This is a genomic window from Priestia filamentosa (assembly GCF_900177535.1).
Taxonomy (GTDB): domain Bacteria; phylum Bacillota; class Bacilli; order Bacillales; family Bacillaceae_H; genus Bacillus_I; species Bacillus_I filamentosa.
This window is the reverse complement of sequence record NZ_FXAJ01000001.1, coordinates 147,173-171,971: the sequence shown is the minus strand read 5'-3', so window position 1 is coordinate 171,971 and position 24,799 is coordinate 147,173. Positions and strand designations below refer to the sequence as shown.

The following is a 24,799-nucleotide window of genomic DNA, read 5'->3' as shown; positions in this document are numbered from 1 at the left end:
AAACCTTGCTTTCCTTGTATTAATCGTTGCGTTTTAAAAATGCTCTCAATTCTTCTAAAGGATATGTGTTAATAACGCTCTCTTTGCGAATCCACCCTTTTACAGCTGTCGACACCCCAACTTTCATATCTTCAAGCATGTCCAGATTATGTGCATCTGTATTAATTACAAGCTTTACTCCTTGCTCTTGTGCTTTTTTCAAATGATGAGAAGCAAGGTCTAAGCGATGTGGATTTGAATTGAGTTCAAGTGCTGTATTTGTTTCGTAAGCAAGCTCAATTAACAAATCCATATCAACGTCATATCCGCCTCTTCGTCCAATAAGTCTTCCTGTTGGATGTGCAATAATATCGACATGATGACTATTAAGAGCTGTTTTTAATCGCTCCATAATAACTTCGCGAGACTGAGAAAAACTTGAGTGGATAGAAGCAATAACGATATCCATTTCCTGTAGAATCTCATCATCATAATCTAACGTACCATCAGGAAGAATATCCATCTCGATTCCTGAAAGGATTGTAAAGTCATCATATTTTTCATTTAGCTTCTTAATTTCTTCTCGCTGTTTACGAATTCGTTCTGGTGTTAGTCCATTTGCCACTTTTAAATATTGGGAATGGTCAGTAATAGCCATGTACTCATAGCCTCTTGCACGGCATGCTTCCACCATTTCCTCGATAGAGTATGCGCCATCGCTCCATGTAGAATGCATGTGCACGTCTCCTTTTATGTCTTGAAGAGAAATAAAGCGATCTTCTTTCGTTAGCTTATCTACTTCTGTTCCATCTTCACGCATTTCAGGTAAAATAAACGGCAAGTTAAAGTAGTTATAAAACTCTTCTTCAGATGAAAACGTACGGACTTCTCCCGTTTCTATATTCTCAACACCATATTCACTAATTTTCTCTCCACGTTCTTTCGCAAGCTGTCTCATTCTTACGTTATGATCTTTTGAGCCTGTAAAATGATGAAGCGTTGTTGGAAAAGCCTTGTCTTCTACAAGACGAAAATCAACAGATATATCATAAACATCTTCAAGCACAACCGATACTTTCGTATTTCCACTTGCAATTACTTCTTTAATAGACGGCATTGCGAGTAAGCTATCACGAATAAGAGACGGCTCTTCTGTAGAAATAATAAAATCTAAGTCTTTCACTGTTTCTCTCATACGGCGTACGCTGCCTGCTCGTGAGAAACGAATAATGCCTTTCATATCAGCAAGCATTTCTTCGATTTTTTCCACAAGTGGTAACATAATAGCAAGTGGCAATCGTTCAGGACGTGTCCCATATTCCTCGATTGCAGCAAGAATTTTCTCCTCTGTTTTTTTACCGAAGCCGCTAAGTCCCTGTACTTTTCCTTCTTCACAGGCAGCCTTTAATGTTACCATATCCGTAACATTCAGCTGTTGATAAAGCTTTGCAATCTTTTTCCCACCTAATCCTGGCAAATCAAGAAGAGGAATTAATCCTTCTGGAACTTCTTTTTTTAACTCTTCTAACACAGTAGATTGTCCATCTTGAATATACTCTTCAATAACAGCACTAGTTCCTTTTCCAATGCCTGCGAGAGATGTGAAGCTTTCAATTTCACTCAAGCTGCGCTCATCATTCTCAAGCGCACCTGCCGCCTTTCTAAAGGCCGAAATTTTAAATGCATTATCTCCTTTTAACTCCATATATACAGCAATCTTTTCCAAAAGTTTAATAATCTCTTTTTTATTCATTTTCACACCCACTTCTTATACGTTCTTCTATTGAAGATGATACAAAGTTTTTTTAAAAAAGTACAATCTCTGCCTCCTTATATCCTAGAAGCATATTAACTTTATTATCATATCGTATTTTGCTTATGAAAGCGAAGAAGCTCATTTTACAAAGCTAACCGCCTTCTTCTGCCCTTACTTCTTTCTCTCTCTACAAAAGAACATAAAAAAGCTCGACGAAAAATCGCCAAGCTTTTTTACATATCTTTCCCCCATAGCTCTGGAATCATATCAGAGAGATATGGGGTGTGATTTACAATAATCCCTGCAAGAGATGAGTTTTGAACTTGTGCTTGTATACCGCCGACAGGAAGCAGTGCGATAACATACAACACAATAAAAACAATTACATAAATCTCTACAAATCCAAGGATGGCTCCTGCCCATTTATTAAAATGACGCAATATCGGAAGCTGTGCTACAAAATCAAAGAGCGAGCCAATAATATGAATCACCAAATTTGTCAAAAAGAAAAGAATGGCAAATGAGATGATACGGTAAAATAGCTCTTCTGCATAAGAACTTTGTACAAGAAGAGATACAGCATTTCCTCCTTCAACAGACGGATACGGAATCCATAGCTGAAGTTTTTCAGCAAGAGCTTCATGGTACATGTAAGCTACGAAAATGGAAAGCACAATGCTAACAAGACGAATTACTTGTAGAATTAATCCTCTCTTTAAGCCAATTAAAAACCCGTAGCATAACATTATTAACACTATAATATCGACGAGCATAGTTCTTCATTCCTTCTTATTTATGAGTTCCTCTTCTAATCTTTCAACTTCTTCTTTTAATTTTATATAATCGTTCACAACATTTACAGCTGTTAAGACCGCTAGTTTATTAATATCTAGTTGTGGGTTCTTTAAGTTAATTTCTCTCATTTTATCATCAACAATCGAAGCGACAAGGCGTACATGGCTTGTACTTTCATCACCTATTATATTATACTGTTGCCCATATATGTCGACCGTTGTTCGATTTCTTCTCCGTTTTGACACAAAAGATCCTCCGTTCCCACAAAAATCCTATTCTATATCATAACACGGATGATATGAAGAAGGAAACACCATTTCTTGTAAAATAGCTTCCTTATGTAAAAAATTCTATGACACTCTTTTACTTCTTCATTATAAACATTTACTGCCATTGTGCCACACTCTTAATGTATTTTCTATTTTAAAAATGTAGAACTTTTAAGTAAATACTCTTAATATTCTTTACAACATAACTTTTCAACAACTATACAGGATCAAAATTTTCCAGGTCAAGAAATTGATTTTCAGAGAAATAAAAAGAGAGAAGTCAAAGACTTCTCCCCTTTTCTAACTTAAGAACGTAGTGATGCATCAAATTTAGTATGAAGAGCTTCTAATACTTTTTCATGTGTTGAAGTTACTTCTTCATCTGTTAACGTGCGCTCTGGATCTAAGTAACGTAGCGAGAAAGCAATTGACTTTTTACCTTCTTCAACGTGCTCACCTTCATAAAGGTCGAAAACTTTTACATCTTTCAATAGTTTCCCACCCGTAGCACGGATTTCTTGCTCTAGCTTGCCAGCTGAAATACCTTTATCAACAACAAGAGCAATATCACGAGTAATAGACGGGAAGCGCGGAATTGTTTCATAAACAACATCCTCAACATCTGCTGAAAGAAGCGTTTGTAAATCAAGTTCAAATACATATGTTTCACGAACATCATAGCGTTTTGCTGTATGCGGATGAACTTGACCAATAATCCCAATTTCTTTTCCATCTAACGAAATAGTTGCTGTTCGACCTGGATGCATTCCGTCATGCTTACTTGCTTGGAACTCGATGCGTGCTGCTAATCCAAGACCATCAAATAACCCTTCTAAAATCCCTTTTACAGTGAAGAAATCAACAACCTTTTTCTCCCCTTGCCACATATGCATATGCCAAAGCCCTGAAACAGCACCTGCTAAATGTTCTCTTTCAGTTGGTAAATCTTGATTTTCTTTTGAAAGGAACACAGAGCTTGTTTCGTACAGAGCAACAGAATCAAGCTGACGAGCAATGTTGTGTTTCACAACTTCTAATAAGTGTGGAATAAGGCTTAAACGTAGCGTTGAACGCTCTTCACTCATTGGCATAGCAAGACGAACATGCTTTGACACTTCAAGTGCAAACTGCTCTGCTTTTTCTTCACTTGTTAGGGCATACGTAATGGCTTGAAGCATTCCTGCTCCTTCAAGGTAGCGACGGACACGACGGCGCTTTTCTTGATAACTTGTTAACTGTCCTGGCGTTGATTCCCCGACAGGAAGTGTTGTAGGAATATGATCATATCCATACAAACGAGCAACTTCTTCAATTAAGTCTTCACTAATCGTAATATCTCCACGACGAGTTGGAACTGTTACAGAAATCTGCTCTCCATCTGCAATAGCTTCAAAGCGAAGACGCTTAAAGATGCTTGTTACTTCATCAACTGTAAGCTCTGTTCCAAGTACACCATTAATTTTAGCAAGAGTAACATCTACTCTTTTCGGCTCGGCATCTAATGTATTTTCCTCAACAACTCCACTTACTACTTCTCCACCTGCATACTGAGCAATAAGAGCTGCTGCACGCTCAGAAGCCGCACGAACGCGATTTGGATCAATTCCTTTTTCATAACGAGCACTTGCTTCACTTCGAAGACCGTGGTCTTTAGAACATTTACGAATGCTCAAACCAGCAAAGTAAGCAGATTCTAATAATACATTTATTGTATCATCTTTCACTTCAGAGTCCGCTCCCCCCATTACTCCAGCAAGAGCAATTGGCGTTTCTCCGTTTGTGATAACAAGATGATCACCTTTTAACGTTCTTTCTTGATCATCCAACGTTGTAATTTTTTCTCCTTCTACCGCATGACGAACGAGAATTTCTTTTGAACCAATTCGATCATAGTCAAAGGCATGAAGAGGTTGCCCATATTCTAAAAGAACGTAGTTTGTAATATCAACAACATTGTTATGCGGACGGATTCCAGCTGCCATTAGACGTGTTTGCATCCACAATGGAGATGGTCCAATCTTTACATTTTTAATAATGCGTGCAATATAAAGTGGATTATCTTCTTTTGCTTCAACGTTTACTCTAATATAGTCTTCTGCTTTTTCACTGCTTTCTTGAAGCTCAACGCTTGGGTATTTCACTTCGTTATCTAAAATAGCTCCAACTTCGTATGCAACTCCAAGCATGTTTAAGCAATCTGCACGGTTTGGCGTTAAGCCAAGCTCAAGAACGTGGTCATCCAGATTTAAAAGTTCAAGTGCATCGCGCCCTATTTCCGCATCATCTGCAAATACAAAAATGCCTTCTTGGTATTCTTTTGGAACAAGCTTACCTTCAATACCAAGCTCTTGAAGAGAACAAATCATACCGTGGGATGCTTCACCACGAAGCTTTGCTTTTTTAATTTTGAAATTCCCTGGTAGTACAGCGCCAACTTTTGCTACTGCTACCTTTTGACCTTTAGCAACATTTGGAGCACCACAAATAATTTGTACAGGTTCTCCTTCTCCAACATCAACAAGACATTTATTTAATTTATCAGCATTTGGATGCTGCTCACATTCTAAAACATGACCAACAACAACGCCTTTGATTCCTTTGTTTAACGTTTCTACGCCTTCTACTTCAATTCCTGTGCGGGTAATTTTCTCTGCTAGTTCGTTTGGGTCAATTCCTTCTAAATTAATATATTGTTCTAACCAACGATAAGATACAAACATATTAGAACCTCCTCTTATGCTCTTTTAAATTGTGTTGTGAATCGAACGTCGTTTGTATAGAATTCACGAATATCTTCAATTCCGTAGCGCAGCATGGCGATACGCTCTGCACCAATTCCAAATGCAAATCCTTGATACTCTTTTGAGTCAAAACCGGCCATTTCAAGTACGTTTGGATGCACCATACCTGCTCCTAGAATCTCAATCCAGCCTGTTTTCTTACAAACGTTACACCCTTTACCAGAACATTTGAAACAAGAAACATCAACTTCTACAGATGGCTCTGTAAACGGGAAGAAACTTGGACGAAGACGAATTTCACGCTCTTCTCCAAACATTTTTTTCGCAAATACTTCAAGCGTTCCTTTTAGATCACTCATGCGAATGTCTTTATCTACAACAAGCCCTTCAATTTGGGTAAACTGATGTGAATGTGTTGCATCATCATTGTCACGACGATACACTTTACCAGGGCAAATAATTTTAACAGGTCCCTTGCCTTCACATGCAACCATCGTACGAGCCTGCACAGAAGATGTATGCGTGCGGAGTAGCGTATCCTCTGTAATGTAAAATGTATCTTGCATATCGCGAGCAGGATGACCCTTTGGTAAATTTAAAGCTTCAAAGTTATAGTAATCTTTTTCAACTTCAGGACCTTCTGCAATGCTGTAACCCATCCCAAGGAATAGATCTTCCATTTCTTCAATAACAGCCGTAAGCGGATGATGATTTCCTGTTTTCACAGGACGCCCAGGTAATGTTACATCAATGGTTTCTGAAGCGAGTTGGCGCTCTACTTCTTCCTCTTCTAGACGAGCTTGTTTTGCCGCAATTTGAGAGGCAATTTCTTCACGTACTTCGTTTGCTAATGATCCAATAACAGGACGTTCCTCTGCTGACAGCTTCCCCATGCCGCGAAGAACTTCTGTAATAGGACCTTTTTTTCCTAAATATGCAACGCGAACGTCATTAACTTCTTTTAAATTCTGTGCGCTTTCCACTTTTCCTAACGCTTCTTCTTTCAGCTCTTGCAAACGTTCTTTCATGAACTAACATCCTCCTTTTAACTTCTGTGCTGTATTCTAAAAAACAACAATAAAAAACCCCATCCCTAGAAAGGGACGAGGTTTGATCGCGGTACCACCCTTGTTAATGTATCATAAAGATATCATTCAACTTTATTTCAATAACGGCATTTTACCGGTACACTTTTACATTTAAAATTAAATGGTCCCAGTGCCAACTCGAGAGGTGAACGTTCACTTCGTTTCTCCATAAAAATGCTTTCAGTCACGGCATCTTCTCCCTGATTGTGAAACATAAGCTACTATTCTCTGTCATTGTTTTTACAGCTATATTTTATTTCTTATAGAACTATTATAGGTAAAACATATGCAGGATGCAACAAAGGATTAAACGAAATGATAAAGGACAATGCCTGCTGCAACTGCTACGTTTAATGATTCACTTTTCCCGATAATCGGAATGTAAAGGTTTTGAGTTGTCATCTCTAAGTATTCTTCCTTTACACCACTTCCTTCATTCCCAAGCAGAATAGCAAACTTTTCACTTTTTTCAACTTCACGATATGGTAAAGCATTTTTCAAAGATGTACCATACACTGGGACTTGTCTTTCCTTAAGCTCAGAAATAAATGCACCAAGGTCTTCCCTAATAATTGGTACATGAAATAGAGCACCTTGTGTAGAACGAATTGTTTTCCCGTTATAAAGGTCTACTGTTCCTTTTCCTAATACAACAAGCTCAATGCCAGATGCTTCTGCCGTTCTAATAATCGTCCCTAAGTTTCCAGGGTCTTGAATACCATCAATTAATAATATTTTTTCGGCAGGTTTCCCTTTATCTTCTTCTCTCATTTCACAAACCGCTAGAATTCCTTGTGTTGTTTCAGTATCCGCTATTTCTCTAATAAGTGAACTAGGAACAATATACACTTCACATTCCTTCACATCCCAATGATTTGGAAGTGCAATGTCTTCACTCATAATGAGTTCACGAACACCGTGCTTTAAAGCTTCTTCAACAAGATGATAGCCTTCAACGAGAAAAAGACCCTCTTTTTCTCGCTCTTTACGTGTTTTTAACTTCTTCCACGCTTTTACACGAGGGTTTTTTACTGAGTCAATTCGTTTCACAATATATCTCCTTCTACAGCATTTGGTGCTGATTCAATCTCTGCTTCTAAAAGTATGCTAACAATACATATAATTCCTTTCACCTGAAAATAATAAAACTGTTCATTACAATGTAACGAGGTGATAAAGAATGGATTTAAACTTGCGCAATGCTATTATATCGAATGTATCCGGTAATTCTCAACAAGAGCTTGAAGCAACAATTAAAGATGCAATCGAAAGTAAGGAAGAAAAAATGCTTCCTGGCCTTGGTGTTTTATTTGAAATTATTTGGGAACATTCAAATCGCGAGGATCAAGAAGAGATGCTTTCAACCCTTGAACAAGGATTAAGTAGCTAATAAAAAAGGAGCTCATATGAGCTCCTTTTTTATTAGTTAAACGTAATTTCATTTACTTTATCACGGTCAAGTCTCTTCACAACTTCTGTGATCAGCTTCACTGTATTTTCATAATCATCACGATGAAGCATTGCAGCGTGTGAGTGGATATAACGCGTTGCAATTGTAATAGAAAGCGCAGGAACTCCGTTTGCTGTAAGGTGAATAGCACCAGAATCCGTACCACCGCCTGCCATTGCATCAAACTGATACGGAATATTCAACTCATCTGCTGTATCTGTTACAAGGTCACGAAGGCCTTTATGAGAAACCATTGAGGCATCATAAAGGATAATTTGAGGACCATTCCCCATTTTACCTAATGCTTCTTTTTCTGTGACACCAGGTGTATCTCCTGCAACCCCAACATCAACACCAAATGCAATATCAGGTTCAATTTGCGTTGCAGATGTGCGAGCACCCCGTAAACCAACCTCTTCTTGAACAGTACCAACTCCATAGACAACGTTCGGATGATTTTCATTTTTTAATCCTTTTAAAACATCAATTGCAATAGCGCACCCGATTCGGTTATCCCAAGCTTTTGCTAGCATCATTTTTTCATTTTGCATCACAGTAAACTCAAAATATGGGACAACTTGGTCTCCAGGACGAACGCCAAACTCTGACGCTTCCTCTTTGCTGCTTGCGCCAATGTCAATGAACATGTCTTTAATTTCAACCGGTTTTTTTCGCGCTTCTGGAGGAAGAATATGCGGTGGTTTTGAACCGATAATCCCTGTCACATCTCCTTTAGAAGTAACAATTGTGACACGCTGGGCAAGCATAACTTGTGACCACCAGCCTCCAACGGTTTGGAAACGAATAAATCCTTTGTCATCAATATTTGTTACCATAAAGCCGACTTCATCTAAGTGACCTGCAATCATAATTTTGGGACCATTCTCATCTCCCACTTTTCTTGCAATTAAGCTTCCTAAACGATCCGTTGTCACGTCGTCTGCGTAAGATGATATGTACTTCTCCATAACGGCTCGAACTTCGCGTTCATTTCCTGGAATTCCTTTTGCGTCTGTTAAGTCTTTAAGCATTGTTAGAGTTTCATCAAGTTTAGCCACCCTATTCAGCCTCCTTAAAGGTAAATTCTTCTTTATTATATCGAAAAAGAACCTTTTATTCTAATATCCTTGCTCTTGACGCTTGAAATTTTCTTCATTTTTCTCTAAATATGCACGTTTGATATCCTCAGCCGAAAAGCCTAGAAGATGGCCAAGCTGTAAATAAGCTGAGAACATTGCCTCATAGTGCTGTTCTTCTTGATTGACTTGAAAGGCAGAAATGGTTTGATATGCGTATAAAAACTGCTCATTTATATTATTGTCATTTTCTTCTTTTTTAAAATCTTTTTCTTGGTCAATATTTATTTCAAGTCCTAGAGAAAGGATGAAATGGATTCCGTCTACATACTCTTCTAAGATTACTTCTCGTTCTGCCGGTTTCTTTAAACTCCAAAATTTAAAGCAGCGCGTCTCATTTGCAAGCTCTCCTAATTCTACAAGAAGAGCTAGCGTTTTACGTTGGATTAATGATTCTTCCTGTAACCCGTGTTTTTGTTCAATATGTGTATCAAGCTCGCGTTGCATTGAAAATAACTGTGTAAAGTTCATAAAGAATTCTCCTTTTTATTTCAATATTATGTAGATAAAAGCAATGTGAAGCAGCATAAAAAGCGGAAAGCCAACTGTGAAACTTGGATGTTTCGTTTTGTGACGATACGTGTACATCCCAATGGTTTCGCCAAGTGCTCCTCCAAGCAGGGCAATTAGAAAAAGCGTTTTTTCTGAAATTCGCCAAGCATGCTGTTGTGCTCTTTTTTTATCTTCTCTCATTATGAGTAAGCCAATTATATTTACAATGACATAATAAATTACCATATATAACTCCTTAATAGAAAAGCTCTCCTCTTCATTATAAAGAGCAGAGCTTTTTTCGTCCAAATAAAAAAGGTGCCGCTTGGACACCTTTATATTATTTGTTTAGTTGAGCTTTTGCAGCGTTTGCTAATTCAGCAAATGATTTCTCATCAGTGATAGCTAGGTCTGCTAGCATTTTACGGTTAACTTCGATACCAGCTAGTTTAAGACCATGCATTAAACGGCTGTAAGAAAGACCGTTTGTACGTGCAGCCGCATTGATACGTGTGATCCATAGTTTACGGAAGTCACGTTTCTTTTGACGACGGTCACGGTATGCATACATTAGAGATTTCATAACTTGTTGATTTGCTACTTTATATAAACGATGTTTAGAACCGAAAAAACCTTTAGCTAACTTAAGTACTCTTTTGCGACGACGACGCGTCACTGTTCCGCCTTTTACGCGTGGCATAATAATTCCCTCCTGTGTATCTAACTATAAATTACTTAACGTTGTGTAATAATTGGTTGATGCGTTTGTAGTCTCCAGAGCTTACAAGAGCACCTTTGCGTAGTTTACGCTTTTGTTTTGTTGATTTGTTTGCAAATAAGTGACTTGTGTAACCGTGAGAACGTTTAAGTTTACCAGATCCAGTTTTCTTGAAACGTTTTGCAGCTCCACGATGTGTTTTCATTTTTGGCATGAGATGTTCCTCCTCATCTAATTTTAAAAATTATTTATCCGTCTTAGGCGTAAGCATAAGAAACATGCTACGACCGTCCATTTTCGGAGCAGATTCTACAGCAGCAATATCTGCACATTCTTCTGAAAAACGGTCAAGTACACGCTGACCAATCTCTTTATGAGTAATGGCGCGACCTTTAAAACGAATAGCCGCTTTTACTTTATCACCTTTTGATAAAAATTTGCGTGCATTGCGAAGCTTTGTATTGAAATCATGTTCATCAATAGAAGGGCTCAAACGAACCTCTTTCACATTGATCACTTTTTGATTTTTACGTGCTTCTTTTTCTTTCTTTTGTTGCTCGAAGCGGTATTTACCATAATCCATAATACGGCATACCGGTGGCTTTGCGTTTGGCGCAACTAGCACTAGATCTAAGTTTACACGACCTGCCATTTCAAGCGCTTCTTGCTTAGATTTAATTCCGGCTTGATCTCCGTTTTGATCGATTAAGCGTACCTCACGAGCGCGGATGCTCTCATTGATTAAAGTGTTATCCTTGCTAATAAGTAGCCACCTCCAAGGTTTTATAGGGAATACGTTTGGGATTGAAGCACTCTGTTGATAGTAGTCAATAAAAAACGTGTGAGCACAGAGCACCCACACGTCAGCTTTTATATTATCATAAAAGTTGTGTTGAAACCTATCAACTGCAAAAGATGCGTCAATCAGGTGAGAAGCGGGTGCCTCTTCTTTCCACAAACAAGTATTCAATTTACCTTAGAAATCATATCACATCTCAACTGAGCATGTCAACAAATTGCTTTAAAGTGCAACAAAAACTATTTTAGCAGAGCACTCAAAAATATGCAACAATTTTTATTAACAAATTACTTTCCTTTTTGTTCAACTTCGTTTTTAAGAGCTGAAAGGAAGGATTCAAAGCTTACTGTTTCTGACTTCTGCTCACCGTATTTTCGAACGTTTACAGCTTTCTCATCACGTTCTTTGTCTCCTACAACAAGCATGTATGGAATTTTTTGCATTTGAGCTTCACGAATCTTATATCCCATTTTTTCATCACGCTCATCAATTTCAACACGTAATCCTGCTTGACGAAGCTCATCTTCAATTTGTTTTGCATACTCTAAATGCACATCAGGTGATACAGGAATGACTTTTGCTTGAATAGGAGCAAGCCAAGTTGGAAATGCACCTTTATACTCTTCAATAAGGAAAGCAACAAAACGTTCCATTGTTGATACAACTCCACGGTGGATAACAACAGGACGATGCTGTTTGCCATCTTCTCCAATGTAAGTTAAATCAAAACGCTCTGGAAGTAAGAAGTCAAGCTGAACAGTTGAAAGTGTTTCGTCTTTGCCAAGAGCTGTACGAACCTGAACGTCTAGCTTAGGACCATAGAAAGCTGCTTCTCCTTCTGCTTCATAGTAATCAAGCTCAAGATAGTCCATCGCTTCTTTAAGAAGAGTTTGAGCTTTGTTCCACATTTCGTCATCATCATAATACTTTTCTGTATCTTCAGGATCGCGGTAAGAAAGACGGAATGAGTAGTCGTTTAATCCAAAGTCTTGATATACTTCTTGAATTAGACGAACAACACGAACGAACTCATCTTTAATTTGGGCTGGGCGAACAAAAACGTGAGCATCATTAAGCGTCATACCTCGAACACGTTGAAGGCCTGAAAGTGCTCCAGACATTTCATATCTATGCATTGTTCCAAGCTCCGCAATACGAATTGGAAGTTCACGATAACTATGGATATCCTGTTTATAAATCATCATGTGATGCGGGCAGTTCATCGGGCGAAGAACAAGCTGTTCGTTGTCCATTTCCATAACAGGGAACATATCGTCTTGATAGTGATCCCAGTGACCAGATGTTTTATATAGTTCACTACTTGCAAGAACTGGAGTGTATACATGGTCATAGCCAAGACGCTCTTCTTTATCTACGATATAACGTTCAATAATACGACGGATTGTTGCACCTTTTGGCATCCAAAGCGGCAGGCCTTGTCCAACTTTTTGAACGTTTGCAAATAGGTTTAATTCTTTACCAATTTTACGATGATCACGTTCTTTTGCTTCTTCAAGAAGACGCATATGTTCTTTTAGTTCATCTTTTGTAAAGAATGCTGTTCCATAAATGCGTTGAAGCATTTTATTTTTGCTATCTCCACGCCAGTAAGCTCCTGCTAAACTTAGCAGTTTGAACACTTTAATCTTGCTTGTTGAAGGTACGTGAACACCGCGACAAAGATCAAAGAATTCGCCTTGACGGTAAATAGACACTGTTTCATCTGCTGGAATAGCATCTAAAAGCTCAAGCTTTAAGTTGTCACCAATCTCAGCAAACATTTTGTGTGCTTCATCACGAGATACTTCTTCGCGAACGATTTGTAAGTTTTCATCCACAATTTTTTGCATCTCTTTTTCAATCTTAGGTAAGTCTTCAGGTGTAATAGATTCTTCCATATCGATGTCGTAGTAGAACCCACTTTCAATAACTGGGCCAACGCCAAGTTTAACATCATTACCATATAAGCGTTTAATAGCTTGAGCCATTAAATGGGCTGTACTGTGACGAAGAATTTCAAGCGCTTCTTTTGAACCTTGTGTTAAGATTTCAATTTTCCCATCCTCTTGAATTGGGGCTGTTAAGTCAATTTCTTTTCCATTTATTTTACCTGCAATTGCTTTTTTGCGAAGTCCAGGACTAATTGAAAAAGCTACATCCTCTGTTGTTGTTCCCACTTCGAATTCTTTTACTGATCCATCTGGGAATGTTAATTTTCTTACTTCCTCCATTTCGGTCACTCCTTTTAAATGTAAAAAATAAAAAACTCGTCCCTAAAAAAAGGGACGAGTTATGTATATAATCATCGTGGTTCCACCCTTGTTTCTGCTCATGCAAAATAACCGCACTAGAACAGCTCCAAGTGTTGATAACGGGGGCTCCCGTCAGCAATTAATAAAGCGCATGCTCGTTCACTACTGAAGTTTAGAGGTGGTAAACATATGAATCGTGTTAGGAAGCTCACAGCTTTATCTTCCCTCTCTGCAAACCGTATTGCATACGTTCGTGTCCTCATCATTACTTTTGTTATTTAAAAAATGTACGTTCCTATTATAAGAATAATCTTGTCGTAAATCAACCTTTACTTTGGGAAGGAGGCGGAAACTTTTGAAGTGGAAGAAGACAAACACGTTCTTCAAAAATTGTCTGGATAGTGGAAATCAAAACATGATCCCATTTATCTGTATAAAGGTGAATTTTACGCGGAGCCCATTTTAAAAGTGGGGCAATAATTCTTTCATTCACGCGTAAAGACGGATATTCTGTTAGAAACTCTTTTCTTGCTTTTTCAACGCTCTCTTTAGTTATCTCCAAAAATGGCTCTTCATAAAACCGAAATTCACCATTATATACAATGGAAATATGCTGAAACCACGTTTTCTTTTTTTGAATAATATCACGCAATTCATGAATAAAAACTTGATAGTCTTCTTCTTTCTCATGCTCTTCAACCCCAAGCTGAATATAGTGATAAATTCGTTGATAGTACTCTTTTAACCGGAATGTTCTAAAGGCATCAAAAGAGAAAGCAAAATCTTCTTGAAGAAAATCTTGAACAGCTTCGTTTACAAGTTGCCACCTTGAATTTTTGTAAAGGGAACGTTCTTTTTCATCACACTTTATAACAGAATAGATTGTTGCAAAAAGCCGCTGCTGCTCTTCCCATGTACTATATAAAGAGAGGTCTTCTAAAAGATATGAAACAAATTTCTCTTCTTTCTCTCGAATAACATACGTTGTAAAAGCAGGTACAATAATATTTTTCATTGTCGTTTCTCTATGTTCATTTATATGAATGAAAATTTCGGTATTAATTCGATTAATTGTACAAAGCCTGTTTACACGCGTTCTTCTTCGAAAATGCTTTAATAAGTTATGCATTATAATTGCTTCATCTTCTCGTTCGAACGTTACACTAATCAAACAATTCCCCCCTTACCTAACATCGTCCCTTACATATATATGGAAGGAAAGCAAAAAAAATGAGCAAGTCCATTACTTTTCGTAATAGACTTGCTCATTTTTGTTCTCTTCGGTTTTCTCCAACCAAATTCACAGGAGTTGCAAGGGCCTTAACCCGCTCTACAATTCGAGCTGCTTTCAGCGCCTCTTCTTCACCACGCTGTGAGTACGTGAAATGATGTGTAAGCTCTTTGATTCCTAAATTTGATGTAAAGAATGTCGGTAAACTTTGATGCATTCGGTACTGAAGAATTGTTCCAATAATATCATCTCGTACCCAGCTGCTCATCGCCTCTGCCCCAATGTCATCTAACATAAGTATAGGAGCTGTTTTCACAAGCTCAATTTTTTCTCCTAAGCTTGAATCTTTTAAAGAGTTTTTAAGCTCGCGTAGAAATTCAGGCAGATAAACAAGAATAGACTGAATGTTTCGCTTTGCTAACTCGTTTGCAATGGCACCTAAAAAATACGTTTTTCCAACGCCAAACGACCCATATATATATAAACCTTTAGCAGGCTTTCCGTTTTCATAGTTTTGTAAAAACTCATGAACAAGCGTTAGTGCTTTAGCTCGCCCTCGTCCCATGTCAATATTACCCATCTTAGCATCCAAAATTTCACGAGGAAGATGAAGGCTTTTAATAAGGGTTTTGTATTCTTTTTCTTGATCATGGGCAATTTTATTTGGACAGCGATCATATTGTAAATCAATTGTTTTGCCTTGCAAAGTAAGCTTTGGCTCATATCCTTTCACTAAATTAATACATTGATCTAATGATGGACAGTTTTTGCACTGTTTACTTTGAGTTGTATACTCATACATCTTCATTAAGCTACGATCAATCATCTTATCGTCAATTTCTGCTCGATGTTCTTGCAAAAATTCCTGCACTTCTTTTTGATTTGTCACCATCATGCGCATTTTGGAAAGCCGTGTTTTAAAATCTGGCTTTTGCATTACTTTTTTTAAAGAACGATCAATTGGCTGCACTTTCCTCACCTACCTTCACTAGTTACAAGACACTAGCTATCGTATCGCTTTTTCGACAAAAAGACTACTCTTCTGACTCGCGATAGTGCTTTAATATCTCTTCCATTTTACGCTCTTCTTCTTTTATTTTCTCTTCATCATCTAGCTTTTCAACAGAATTTTCTTCTTTTTCTTTCAACCAATCAGGAACCATTTCTTTTCTTATAGGTTTTCTTGTTTTCTTATTTGTTGACTGCTTTTTCGTCTCTTCCCACTGCTGATATTCTTTATGCTCGTTCTTAGCAAGATCCATTGCTTCTTTTACTGTTTTAACTCCTTTTCGCGCCCAATGACTTGCAATCTTTTCTACGTATGACTTTGATAACTTCATATCTGTTTTAATCATCACGTAATAAATCAAAACATTCACAACCCCAGGTGTTAGCTTCTGCTTAAACATCACGTCTTCAATAATTTGCAAATCTGCTTTTGAAGCTTGAGCACCTTGTGACCATCCTTCTAGAAGCTCTCTTGGCGAAATATTATTTAAAAGAGGAATGAGCTCATCTTCAGGATTTTGCCCTATTAGCTCTTTCTCTTCCTCTTTTAATTTATCAGGCTGTATTTTTTCGACAAGCGTTGGCAAACTTTCCCCTGATTTAAATAAATACGTGTTTTGTGCCGACTTTCGAAGATTCTCAATGTTGATCTCATCATTTTCATCAATTGCATCAATAACAACATTTTTCATTTCTATCGGATCTATTTTATAAAGGAAGGAGATTTTTTGAATTGCTTCTCTCACTTCTATTGTTAACGCTTTTTTAGGTACCATTGTATCACTAAGACCTGCTAGAAAAAGCTTAAAATCAAACGTGTGATCATCAAGTGATATACCGTTACTTTTTGCTTCTCCTACATATTTAAGGTTTTCTTTATTCGTTAATGTGCTTTTTACTTCTTTTTGCACACTGCTTATTTCGCTCATATGTAGAGTTTGGAATGTGTCATTGAAAGAACGAGTAACGTCCTTGAACTGATCTTTTGACAGAGAGGGATATAAGAAATGTTGTTTAACATTCTGAAAAACGTTTTTACCTAGTCGATTGTATAAATAAACGTTTAGAACACCATCATTAAAAAATTCGTGAGGAGTTAGCGGTGGGATTAATTCATAAACAAAAAGCCTATGCTCTTGCTCCTCCTTCACGAATGTTTTTAATAGACCAATTCCTTCTAACTTTTGACGCTCTCTATAGATTTCTGGAAGACCACACTGCATCATAGCCATTAAATAATGATGGGTGACTTCTTTTCCCCAGTGCTCTTTTTCTTTCAGTTGGCTCCATAATGTCATATACAAACTGTAGCCGATTGGACCGATAAGAGGCTGATAAAGCTTTGTAATAATTTGACGATCATAGTCATGGAGAATATCATTTGTATGAACAACATAACGATCAATAGCAATCAATTCTTTCCAATGTTGAGAAGTCATATTATTCGTACCTTTCTTCTCCGGTTATTTCTGCTGTTCTTTTTTAATTAATTCTTTTAATTCATCAATAAATACGTTAATATCTTTAAATTGACGGTAAACAGAGGCAAAGCGAACATAAGCTACTTCATCAATCTTTGCTAAACGTTCCATCACCATTTCACCAATAAAATCAGATGAAATTTCAGATCCTCCTTGATTGCGAAGCTCTGTTTCAATTTCTCGTACTGTTTCCTCAAGTTTTTTTAATGGTACCGCTCTTTTTTCACAAGCTCTAATAAGACCGCGTAAGATTTTTTCTCGACTAAACTCTTCACGCACACCATCTTTTTTAACAATAATAAGCGGAATTTCTTCTACTTTTTCAAATGTTGTGAAACGATAATGACAGTATTCACATTCACGACGCCTACGAATAGCACGTCCTTCATCACTTGGTCGTGAATCTAAGACTCTTGTGCTATTTGAATGGCAAGAAGGACATTTCATATTCTCAGCTCCAACTTCTCACTTTTGTATTTTTATCTTATAGAACTTCTTTTATAAATACAAGGTTTATTACAAACAGTTCTACTTTCTGCTACTTAGTTTGCCACTTATAAAAGGATATAACAAAAAAGAGGTGTACATAGACACCTCTTTCTACAGCTGTATTATTATTATAACGCATTTGCTTGATTTTGTTTAATTTGAACAGGACCCATTCCACGTGGAACTTCAATATTTTCACGAGTTGTTGCTCCTAGCTCTTCAGCAATGTAATCTGCTGCAATGTTAGGATCCATCTCTCCACACGTATAAACATCAATACTTGCATAGCCGTGCTCTGGGAAACTGTGAATTGTTAAATGAGACTCCGAAATAATAACAACTCCACTTACACCTTGTGGAGCAAATTTATGAAAAGCTACTTCTCGAACTTCAGCACCTGATTTTAGTGCTGCATCAACGAACGTTTTTTCAATAAAATCCATATCATTTAACTTGTTAAAATCGCATCCCCATAGCTCTGAGATTACGTGACGACCAATTGTTTCCATACTTATGTTTCCCCCTTCAACATTTTTAAATACAAATTCCTTATAAGTCTCTGATCACTAGCGCACGTTAACTACCACGGGGGAAAGTTAGTCCAAGGAGGTCCTAACCCTTTAAGTAGCTAGCCTGCAAAAGGCTTATAAGAATTTCACAAAACATAGTATACTTTGTTTATAATTATTTTGCAACACATCTTTTTTAAATAAAAAAGAGAAGTGCCACTTCGTTAGGATTTGTGAAGCTATATTTATTTATGATTTCATTTTTAAAATGAGAAATATTTCTATAAAGCTTTATTGCCAATTAAAATTATGTAAAAAAGCCCACCATTAAGGCAGGCTTTTTTCTAACTCATCCCAAGTTCAGCTTGTTGAAAAAGCTCTTTTCCCACTAACTTAACAAGGTCGACAACTCTTTTGGAGTATCCCCATTCGTTATCATACCATGCTAATACTTTAATTTTTCGATCAGCCATCACGAGAGTTGATAGTCCATCAACAATAGCTGAGAATGGATTTGTATTATAGTCAATTGAAACAAGCGGTTCTTCTGAAAAGTCTAATATGCCTCGTAAGTTTGTTGCAGCAGCTTGCTGGAATGCTTTATTAACTTCTTCAGTCGTTACGTTCTTTTGCACATCCACAACAAGATCGACAAGTGAAACATTTGGCGTTGGCACACGAAGAGCCATTCCATGCATTTTACCTTTCATATGAGGAAGTACAAGCGAAAGAGCTTTTGCTGCCCCAGTTGATGTAGGAATTATTGATTGACCGCATGCACGCGCACGTCGTAAATCTTTATGTGGGTTATCAATATTTTTTTGATCATTTGTATAAGCATGAACAGTTGTCATCAAGCCGTTTTCAATTCCAAAATTCTCATCGAGAACTTTTACGACAGGTGCCAAACAGTTTGTTGTACATGAAGCATTCGAAATAATATGATGTTTCTCCAAATTTAATTTTTCCTCGTTCACACCCATTACAACTGTTATATCTTCTTGTTTCCCTGGAGCTGTTAACACTACTTTTTTCGCCCCTGCATCAATATGAAGCTGTGCTTTATCTCGGGAATTGAACTTTCCAGTTGCTTCAATAACAATATCTACTCCTAAATCTCCCCATGGAAGCAAAAGAGGATCTCTTGAGTTCAAAAGCAGCACTTTCTTTCCGTCTACAAGAAGCTCTTTCTCTAAAGGAATGACTTCACCATCGAATTTACCATGAATTGTGTCATACTTTATAAGATGTGCAAGTGTTTCAGCTGGATAACTTGCATTAATTGCTACAACATCAACACCGCTTTCTTTTATTAGGCTTCTGAATACCATTCTACCAATTCTTCCGAATCCATTAATTGCTACTTTTGCCTTCATAGCCATTCCCCTCTCAAATTATGTTATACTTTTTATCTTTTATTGTTACTTAAGTATAACACATTAAAAAGAAAACGCTATAGTTAAAAAACACATTTCAAAAAAAATAGCTAAAAGAGATGACCTCTTTTAACTATTTTAAGTTCCAACTTTCAATAATATGTGTAACTTTCTTCCTTGTTTCTTCTTTTGAGCCATTATTATTAATAATTCCATCCGATTTTGCCACTTTATCCTTGAGAGGATCCTGAGCTTTTATACGTGCTAGTGCTTCACGTTCACTAAAGCCATTTCGCTCTATTAAACGTTTAAGCTGTACCTCTTCATCAACATATACAAGCAGTACTTTATCAACAAGATGGGTTAGATTACTTTCAAATAAAAGCGGTATATCTAATATAACGTTTCTTTCATGTTGCAAATAATGATCTCTTTTAGAAAGCATTTCTTTTCTCACTGCTGGATGAACAATAACGTTTAATTGCTGTCTTTTTTGCTCATCATTAAACACAATCTCTCCGAGAGCACTGCGATTGAGTGTCCCATCTTCTAAAAGAATATCACGACCAAAACATTTAACAATTTGGTTATAAGCTTCTTTTCCTGGTTCTACAACTTCACGTGCAATAATATCTGCATCAATAACAGGAATATTATGTTCTCTCAATATAGCGGAAACAGTACTTTTCCCGCTTGCAATTCCTCCTGTTAATCCAACTGTAATGGCCATGTTTCTTCGTCCTTTCACTTTTTACATTTTCCATATTCCAAGTACAATAAGTAACACACCTGGTAAAAATGAAAAAAACTTCATCCAACTAAGTTGTGAAAAAGCATTTCCACATTTCAAACCAGCATACAAAAGGAGCGCACTCATACTCCCGACAACTATAGCAAGATAGATAGTTGAATATCCTAAAAGGGAAGCTCCTACTCCTGCCCCAAAAGCATCAAGCGAGAGGGCTAAACCAAGCATAACAGCCTCTATCCCTGTAACAGATCCTGACCGATCAAAGTCCGCTGAAGTTGGTTTTCTTAAAATGTGGACAACTACTCCTAATGATTTGATTTCCCAATCAAGGAGCACTTTTGGGCCTACTCTATTGTGGGGTTCATCTGACTGCTGAAAAAATTGAAATAATACCCATCCACCAAGAAATATTAAAATTCCACCGCCTACTTTCTCCATCACCTCTGGTGAAAAAACAGCAGAAAGGCCTTTTCCAACAAACATTGAAAAAACAAGAGAAAACATAGAAAAACAAGCAATAATAATGATGGATTTAAAAGGCAGCCCCATGCGACGCAATCCATATGTTACGCCAACGCTAAAGCTATCAAGACTTACAGCAAATGCTAATAAAAATAAAGAAAGTTGTGCTGTCATTACTAGGCTCCTTCCAGTTCTTTACGATTACTATATGGAAGAAGCCCATCCATTGTTATTAAAAGCTGACGAAGTTTATATACTTATTATATTCTAGGAAAAGGTTGGCATGATGGACAAATATGTGTCCCGCGTCCGCCTACAGTAAATTTCTCAATTTCTGTTCCACAATTTTGGCAAGGCTCGCCTTTTTTCCCATATACAAAATGTTGATGTTGGAATGTGCCAATTTCTCCTTGTGTATTCACATAAGAACGAATTGTGCTTCCACCCTTTTCTACTGCCTCAGCAAGCGTTGCGATAATTTCTTGATGAAGACGAACAATATCTTCTTCACCAAGTGTGTGAGAAACACGTTCAGGGTGAATTCCCGCTCTAAACAGCGCTTCATCTACATAGATATTCCCAAGCCCTACAACAATTTTCTGATCTAGTAAGGCTACTTTTACTTTCCGATTTGTTTTCGCTAACCCTGCTTGTAGAGATGCAGTTGTAAACTCTTCTGCAAAAGGCTCTGGCCCTAACCCAACAAGCGGACCTGAATCAAACTCTGTTCCTTTTTTAAAAAGATGAAGTGTTCCAAACTTTCGAACGTCATTATAACGAAGCTCTGTTCCATCACTGAAAAGCATCATAACGTGGTCATGTTTGTTAAGATCTTCCCCTTGCTCGACAAGACGATATTTTCCTTCCATTCTTAAATGAGATACAAGTGTATAATCATCGAGATAAAAAAGAAGAAATTTCCCCCTTCGTCCAACGTCATGAATCTTTTGATTTATTAAAGCATCTGTGAATTGAGCAACTTCAACAGGACGCTTAATAATATTCGGCCAAAGAACGTTCACTCTTGTAATTGTTTTTCCACTTACAAGATTTATAAGTGTCTTACGAACGGTTTCGACTTCTGGTAGTTCTGGCATTGATGTCCCTTCTTTCTTATATGTTGTTAAACATAATTAGTGAAGGGAAAAGTTTCCCTTCACTGATTGTACTTTTATTATTTAGCGTCAAACCACGTTTCTCCGTACGCATGATCAACTTTCAACGGCACGCTTAATTCAATAGCATGTTCCATCACTTCTGGTACAAGTTTTTGAAGTTTCTCAATCTCACTTGTTGGAGCCTCAAAAATTAATTCATCGTGGACTTGAAGAAGAAGTTTTGCTTCTAACTCTTCCTCTTTAAGACGCTTTTGCACTTCAAGCATAGCTTTTTTAATAATATCTGCTGCACTTCCTTGAATTGGTGTGTTCATAGCCGTACGTTCTGCAAAGCTTCTTAAGTTAAAATTACGACTTGTAAGCTCTGGAAGATAGCGACGACGATGAAGAAGTGTTGTGACATAGCCTGCTTCCTTGGCATCTTGGATAATATTATTCATGTAAGCTTGAACGCCTGGGAAACTTTCTAGATAACGATCAATGAATTTCTGTGCTTCTTTTCTTGAGATATTCAAGCTTTGTGATAAGCCGTAATCACTAATTCCATATACAATACCAAAATTGACTGCTTTTGCATGGCGGCGCATATTGTCTGTTACTTCGTCACGCTCAACTTTGAAAACATCCATAGCTGTTTGGGTATGAATATCAAGGTCGTGTTTAAATGCGTTAATAAGCTTTTTATCTTGTGCAATATGAGCAAGAACGCGCAGTTCAATTTGCGAATAGTCGGCAGCGAAAATCATCCATCCTTCATGTGAAGGTACGAAAGCTTGACGAATCTTCTTCCCTTCCTCAAGGCGAATTGGGATATTTTGCAAGTTAGGATCTGTAGAACTTAACCGACCTGTTTGAGTTAGCGTTTGATTAAAACGTGTATGCACTTTATCTGTTTCTTTATACACTACTTTCTTCAATCCTTCAATATATGTAGACTGAAGTTTTCCTAGCTGGCGGTATTGAAGAATTTCAGATACAATTTCATGCTTACTCGCCAACTTTTCTAGCACGTCTGCTGATGTAGAATATCCTGTTTTGGTTTTTTTAATTGGTGGAAGACCTAAGTTTTCAAAAAGGACAACTCCGAGCTGTTTTGGTGAATTAATGTTAAATTCTTCTCCTGCTAATGCATAAATGTTTTTTTCATATTCACTCAGACGCTCTCCGATTTCTTTCCCCATTTCTTCAAGACGGTTCATATCCATATGAACTCCTTGTACTTCCATTTCTCCTAATACAAGGGCAAGGGGCATTTCAAGATCATTGAAAAGAGACAGCTGGTTATTCTCTTCTAGATCTTTTAAAAACGGTTCCTTTAATGTTTTAATCATAAAAGCTTTACGAACGGTATGTTCGGCAAGAGACTCTTCATTCGGAACTGCTCGCTTGGCACCTTTTCCGTATACTTCTTCATCCCCTTGAACTTGTCCACCATAACCTTTTAGTTTGGCAACTGCTGCTACATCCTCATGAGACTGTGCAGGATCTATTAAATAAGCAGCAATAAGCAAGTCAAAATCTACTCCACGAAGCTCTACATGATTCCACTTCAGCGCTACAGCTGCCCTTTTTATATCAAAAACAGCTTTTTTCTTACTTTCGTCTTCTAACCATTTCACAAAAACTTCTGATTGTAGAGCTGTATCACGGTCGATATAATAACTTTCCTTCTCACCTACTAGGCCAAAACCTAGGATATCTCCGTGATGATAATTTTCATCAAAAAGCTCAACTGTTAATGCTACATTTCCTTCAAGATGCTCTTCTTTTACATCTTTTAAAACTGTTGGATGAATTTCTTGAAGCTCTGCGCTTTCTGACACCTCTACATCAAGCTTCTCGAGCATTGATTTAAATCCTAGTTCCTTATAAAGAGCAATAAGCTTTTCTTCATCATAGCCTTTATATTCTGTTTCAGCTAAAGAAATTTCAATTGGTGAATCACGCATAATTGTGGCAAGCTCTTTGCTCATTAAAGCTGTTTCTTTATTTTCTTCAAGACGCTCTTTCATTTTCTTTCCGCTAATCTGATCGATGGAGTTTAGCACTTCTTCAACTGATCCGAACTCTTTTAGAAGTTTAAGGGCCGTTTTTTCTCCAATCCCCTCTACTCCTGGAATGTTATCTGATTTATCTCCCATTAATCCCTTCATATCAATAATTTGATTTGAGGAAATACCGTATGTTTCATCAATTTTTTCAGGAGTAAATGCATCTACTTCTGTAATTCCTTTTTTCGTAATTGCTACTGTTGTTTTAGGAGAAACAAGCTGAAGTAAATCTTTGTCTCCTGTAATTACTTTGACTTCGAAATCTTCTTTCTCTGCTGTTAAAGAAAGCGTCCCAATAATATCATCAGCTTCATAATTTGTTAATTCATAGCGAGAAATACCGTATACATCAAGCAGCTCTCTAATAAATGAAAACTGTTCAGAGAGCTCTGGCGGTGTCTTTTGACGTCCACCTTTATATTCTGTAAATGTTTTATGTCGAAACGTTGTTTTTCCAGCATCAAATGCAACAAGCATATGGGTTGGTTTTTCTTCTTCTAAAATACGTGTCAATATTGTAGTAAAGCCGTAAATTGCATTTGTATGAATACCTTTATCATTGCTTAACAGCGGCAATGCAAAAAATGCGCGATAAGCAATGCTATTTCCATCAACTAAGACAAGCTTTTTGGTCATTTTTCGTCCTCCATCTTTCTTTCACTTATTAGTATTGTATCAAAATCTCTCATAGAAAGAAAAATTCAGTCCTTTTTATAAACATAAAAAAAGAGGTGAAAACAGATTAGTCTGTTTTCACCTATCAACATTGGCTCCTTGGATGAAGGGGTTTCCACTTATTACTTTACCAATAGAATGTTAACCTTAGTTAAATCGTTTGTAAAATTGAT

24 protein-coding genes and 2 other annotated features are annotated in these 24,799 nt (G+C 37.2%); of the genes, 1 reads left to right on the top strand and 23 read right to left on the bottom strand.

Going from position 1 to position 24,799, the window contains the following annotated elements; genetic code table 11:
- Positions 1 to 19: 19 nt before the first annotated feature.
- The 6 genes from polX to B9N79_RS00925 all read right to left on the bottom strand — a co-directional run bounded on the left by polX (position 20) and on the right by B9N79_RS00925 (position 7,678).
- Complete coding sequence (gene polX, locus B9N79_RS00950) at positions 20 to 1,732, bottom strand: DNA polymerase/3'-5' exonuclease PolX (RefSeq protein WP_082864762.1); 1,713 nt, start codon at positions 1,730 to 1,732, stop codon at positions 20 to 22.
- 236 nt (positions 1,733 to 1,968) lie between these two features.
- The gene (locus tag B9N79_RS00945; protein WP_019391246.1) at positions 1,969 to 2,508 is read right to left on the bottom strand and encodes a CvpA family protein; all 540 of its coding nucleotides are present in this window, start codon (positions 2,506 to 2,508) and stop codon (positions 1,969 to 1,971) included.
- Between the two features lie 6 nt (positions 2,509 to 2,514).
- Positions 2,515 to 2,775 (bottom strand): cell division protein ZapA, encoded by a 261-nt coding sequence (gene zapA / locus B9N79_RS00940; RefSeq protein WP_019391245.1) that lies wholly within the window; start codon positions 2,773 to 2,775, stop codon positions 2,515 to 2,517.
- Between the two features lie 329 nt (positions 2,776 to 3,104).
- A complete protein-coding gene (gene pheT, locus B9N79_RS00935) occupies positions 3,105 to 5,519 on the bottom strand; it encodes a phenylalanine--tRNA ligase subunit beta (protein WP_019391244.1) in 2,415 nt (804 codons plus the stop codon).
- 14 nt (positions 5,520 to 5,533) lie between these two features.
- Positions 5,534 to 6,568 carry a phenylalanine--tRNA ligase subunit alpha gene (pheS, locus tag B9N79_RS00930; RefSeq protein ID WP_040056904.1) on the bottom strand — a complete coding sequence of 345 codons (1,035 nt, stop codon included), beginning with the start codon at positions 6,566 to 6,568 and terminating at the stop codon, positions 5,534 to 5,536.
- A 68-nt stretch (positions 6,569 to 6,636) separates the two neighbouring features.
- Positions 6,637 to 6,872, bottom strand: a binding site (T-box leader).
- Between the two features lie 62 nt (positions 6,873 to 6,934).
- Positions 6,935 to 7,678, bottom strand: coding sequence for a TrmH family RNA methyltransferase (locus B9N79_RS00925; protein WP_040056905.1), 744 nt, complete (start codon positions 7,676 to 7,678; stop codon positions 6,935 to 6,937).
- Between the two features lie 130 nt (positions 7,679 to 7,808).
- Here B9N79_RS00925 and sspI point away from each other — a divergent pair, with 130 nt between their 5' ends.
- Positions 7,809 to 8,018 carry a small acid-soluble spore protein SspI gene (gene sspI / locus B9N79_RS00920; RefSeq protein WP_019391241.1) on the top strand — a complete coding sequence of 70 codons (210 nt, stop codon included), beginning with the start codon at positions 7,809 to 7,811 and terminating at the stop codon, positions 8,016 to 8,018.
- Between the two features lie 32 nt (positions 8,019 to 8,050).
- Here sspI and B9N79_RS00915 read toward each other — a convergent pair whose 3' ends face one another.
- The 17 genes from B9N79_RS00915 to polA form a co-directional block, all read right to left on the bottom strand.
- Entirely contained in the window at positions 8,051 to 9,136 is a 1,086-nt protein-coding gene (locus tag B9N79_RS00915) for a M42 family metallopeptidase (protein ID WP_040056906.1), read from the bottom strand.
- A gap of 60 nt (positions 9,137 to 9,196) precedes the next feature.
- On the bottom strand, positions 9,197 to 9,685 hold the full coding sequence (locus tag B9N79_RS00910; protein ID WP_019391239.1) for a dUTP diphosphatase: 489 nt from the start codon (positions 9,683 to 9,685) through the stop codon (positions 9,197 to 9,199).
- Positions 9,686 to 9,700: 15 nt separating this feature from the next.
- On the bottom strand, positions 9,701 to 9,952 hold the full coding sequence (locus B9N79_RS00905) for a DUF1294 domain-containing protein (protein ID WP_082023552.1): 252 nt from the start codon (positions 9,950 to 9,952) through the stop codon (positions 9,701 to 9,703).
- Positions 9,953 to 10,046: 94 nt separating this feature from the next.
- Entirely contained in the window at positions 10,047 to 10,406 is a 360-nt protein-coding gene (gene rplT, locus B9N79_RS00900) for a 50S ribosomal protein L20 (protein ID WP_019391237.1), read from the bottom strand.
- 31 nt (positions 10,407 to 10,437) lie between these two features.
- A complete protein-coding gene (rpmI, locus tag B9N79_RS00895) occupies positions 10,438 to 10,638 on the bottom strand; it encodes a 50S ribosomal protein L35 (RefSeq protein ID WP_019391236.1) in 201 nt (66 codons plus the stop codon).
- A 30-nt stretch (positions 10,639 to 10,668) separates the two neighbouring features.
- Complete coding sequence (gene infC, locus B9N79_RS00890; RefSeq protein ID WP_046217995.1) at positions 10,669 to 11,211, bottom strand: translation initiation factor IF-3; 543 nt, start codon at positions 11,209 to 11,211, stop codon at positions 10,669 to 10,671.
- Between the two features lie 40 nt (positions 11,212 to 11,251).
- Positions 11,252 to 11,381, bottom strand: a sequence feature (ribosomal protein L20 leader region).
- 129 nt (positions 11,382 to 11,510) lie between these two features.
- Entirely contained in the window at positions 11,511 to 13,454 is a 1,944-nt protein-coding gene (gene thrS / locus B9N79_RS00885; protein ID WP_085117676.1) for a threonine--tRNA ligase, read from the bottom strand.
- 343 nt (positions 13,455 to 13,797) lie between these two features.
- Complete coding sequence (ytxC, locus tag B9N79_RS00880) at positions 13,798 to 14,646, bottom strand: sporulation protein YtxC (RefSeq protein WP_040056908.1); 849 nt, start codon at positions 14,644 to 14,646, stop codon at positions 13,798 to 13,800.
- 94 nt (positions 14,647 to 14,740) lie between these two features.
- On the bottom strand, positions 14,741 to 15,676 hold the full coding sequence (gene dnaI / locus B9N79_RS00875; protein WP_019391231.1) for a primosomal protein DnaI: 936 nt from the start codon (positions 15,674 to 15,676) through the stop codon (positions 14,741 to 14,743).
- Between the two features lie 64 nt (positions 15,677 to 15,740).
- The gene (locus tag B9N79_RS00870) at positions 15,741 to 17,153 is read right to left on the bottom strand and encodes a replication initiation and membrane attachment family protein (protein ID WP_040056909.1); all 1,413 of its coding nucleotides are present in this window, start codon (positions 17,151 to 17,153) and stop codon (positions 15,741 to 15,743) included.
- Positions 17,154 to 17,177: 24 nt separating this feature from the next.
- A complete protein-coding gene (gene nrdR, locus B9N79_RS00865) occupies positions 17,178 to 17,642 on the bottom strand; it encodes a transcriptional regulator NrdR (protein WP_019391229.1) in 465 nt (154 codons plus the stop codon).
- Between the two features lie 170 nt (positions 17,643 to 17,812).
- The gene (gene speD / locus B9N79_RS00860) at positions 17,813 to 18,193 is read right to left on the bottom strand and encodes an adenosylmethionine decarboxylase (protein WP_019391228.1); all 381 of its coding nucleotides are present in this window, start codon (positions 18,191 to 18,193) and stop codon (positions 17,813 to 17,815) included.
- A 344-nt stretch (positions 18,194 to 18,537) separates the two neighbouring features.
- A complete protein-coding gene (locus B9N79_RS00855) occupies positions 18,538 to 19,569 on the bottom strand; it encodes a glyceraldehyde-3-phosphate dehydrogenase (RefSeq protein WP_019391227.1) in 1,032 nt (343 codons plus the stop codon).
- Between the two features lie 133 nt (positions 19,570 to 19,702).
- Complete coding sequence (coaE, locus tag B9N79_RS00850; protein ID WP_040056910.1) at positions 19,703 to 20,299, bottom strand: dephospho-CoA kinase; 597 nt, start codon at positions 20,297 to 20,299, stop codon at positions 19,703 to 19,705.
- A 21-nt stretch (positions 20,300 to 20,320) separates the two neighbouring features.
- Positions 20,321 to 20,956 (bottom strand): sporulation membrane protein YtaF, encoded by a 636-nt coding sequence (ytaF, locus tag B9N79_RS00845; protein WP_019391225.1) that lies wholly within the window; start codon positions 20,954 to 20,956, stop codon positions 20,321 to 20,323.
- A gap of 86 nt (positions 20,957 to 21,042) precedes the next feature.
- Positions 21,043 to 21,879 carry a DNA-formamidopyrimidine glycosylase gene (mutM, locus tag B9N79_RS00840; RefSeq protein WP_019391224.1) on the bottom strand — a complete coding sequence of 279 codons (837 nt, stop codon included), beginning with the start codon at positions 21,877 to 21,879 and terminating at the stop codon, positions 21,043 to 21,045.
- Positions 21,880 to 21,956: 77 nt separating this feature from the next.
- Positions 21,957 to 24,587, bottom strand: coding sequence for a DNA polymerase I (gene polA / locus B9N79_RS00835; protein WP_040056911.1), 2,631 nt, complete (start codon positions 24,585 to 24,587; stop codon positions 21,957 to 21,959).
- Positions 24,588 to 24,799: the final 212 nt, after the last annotated feature.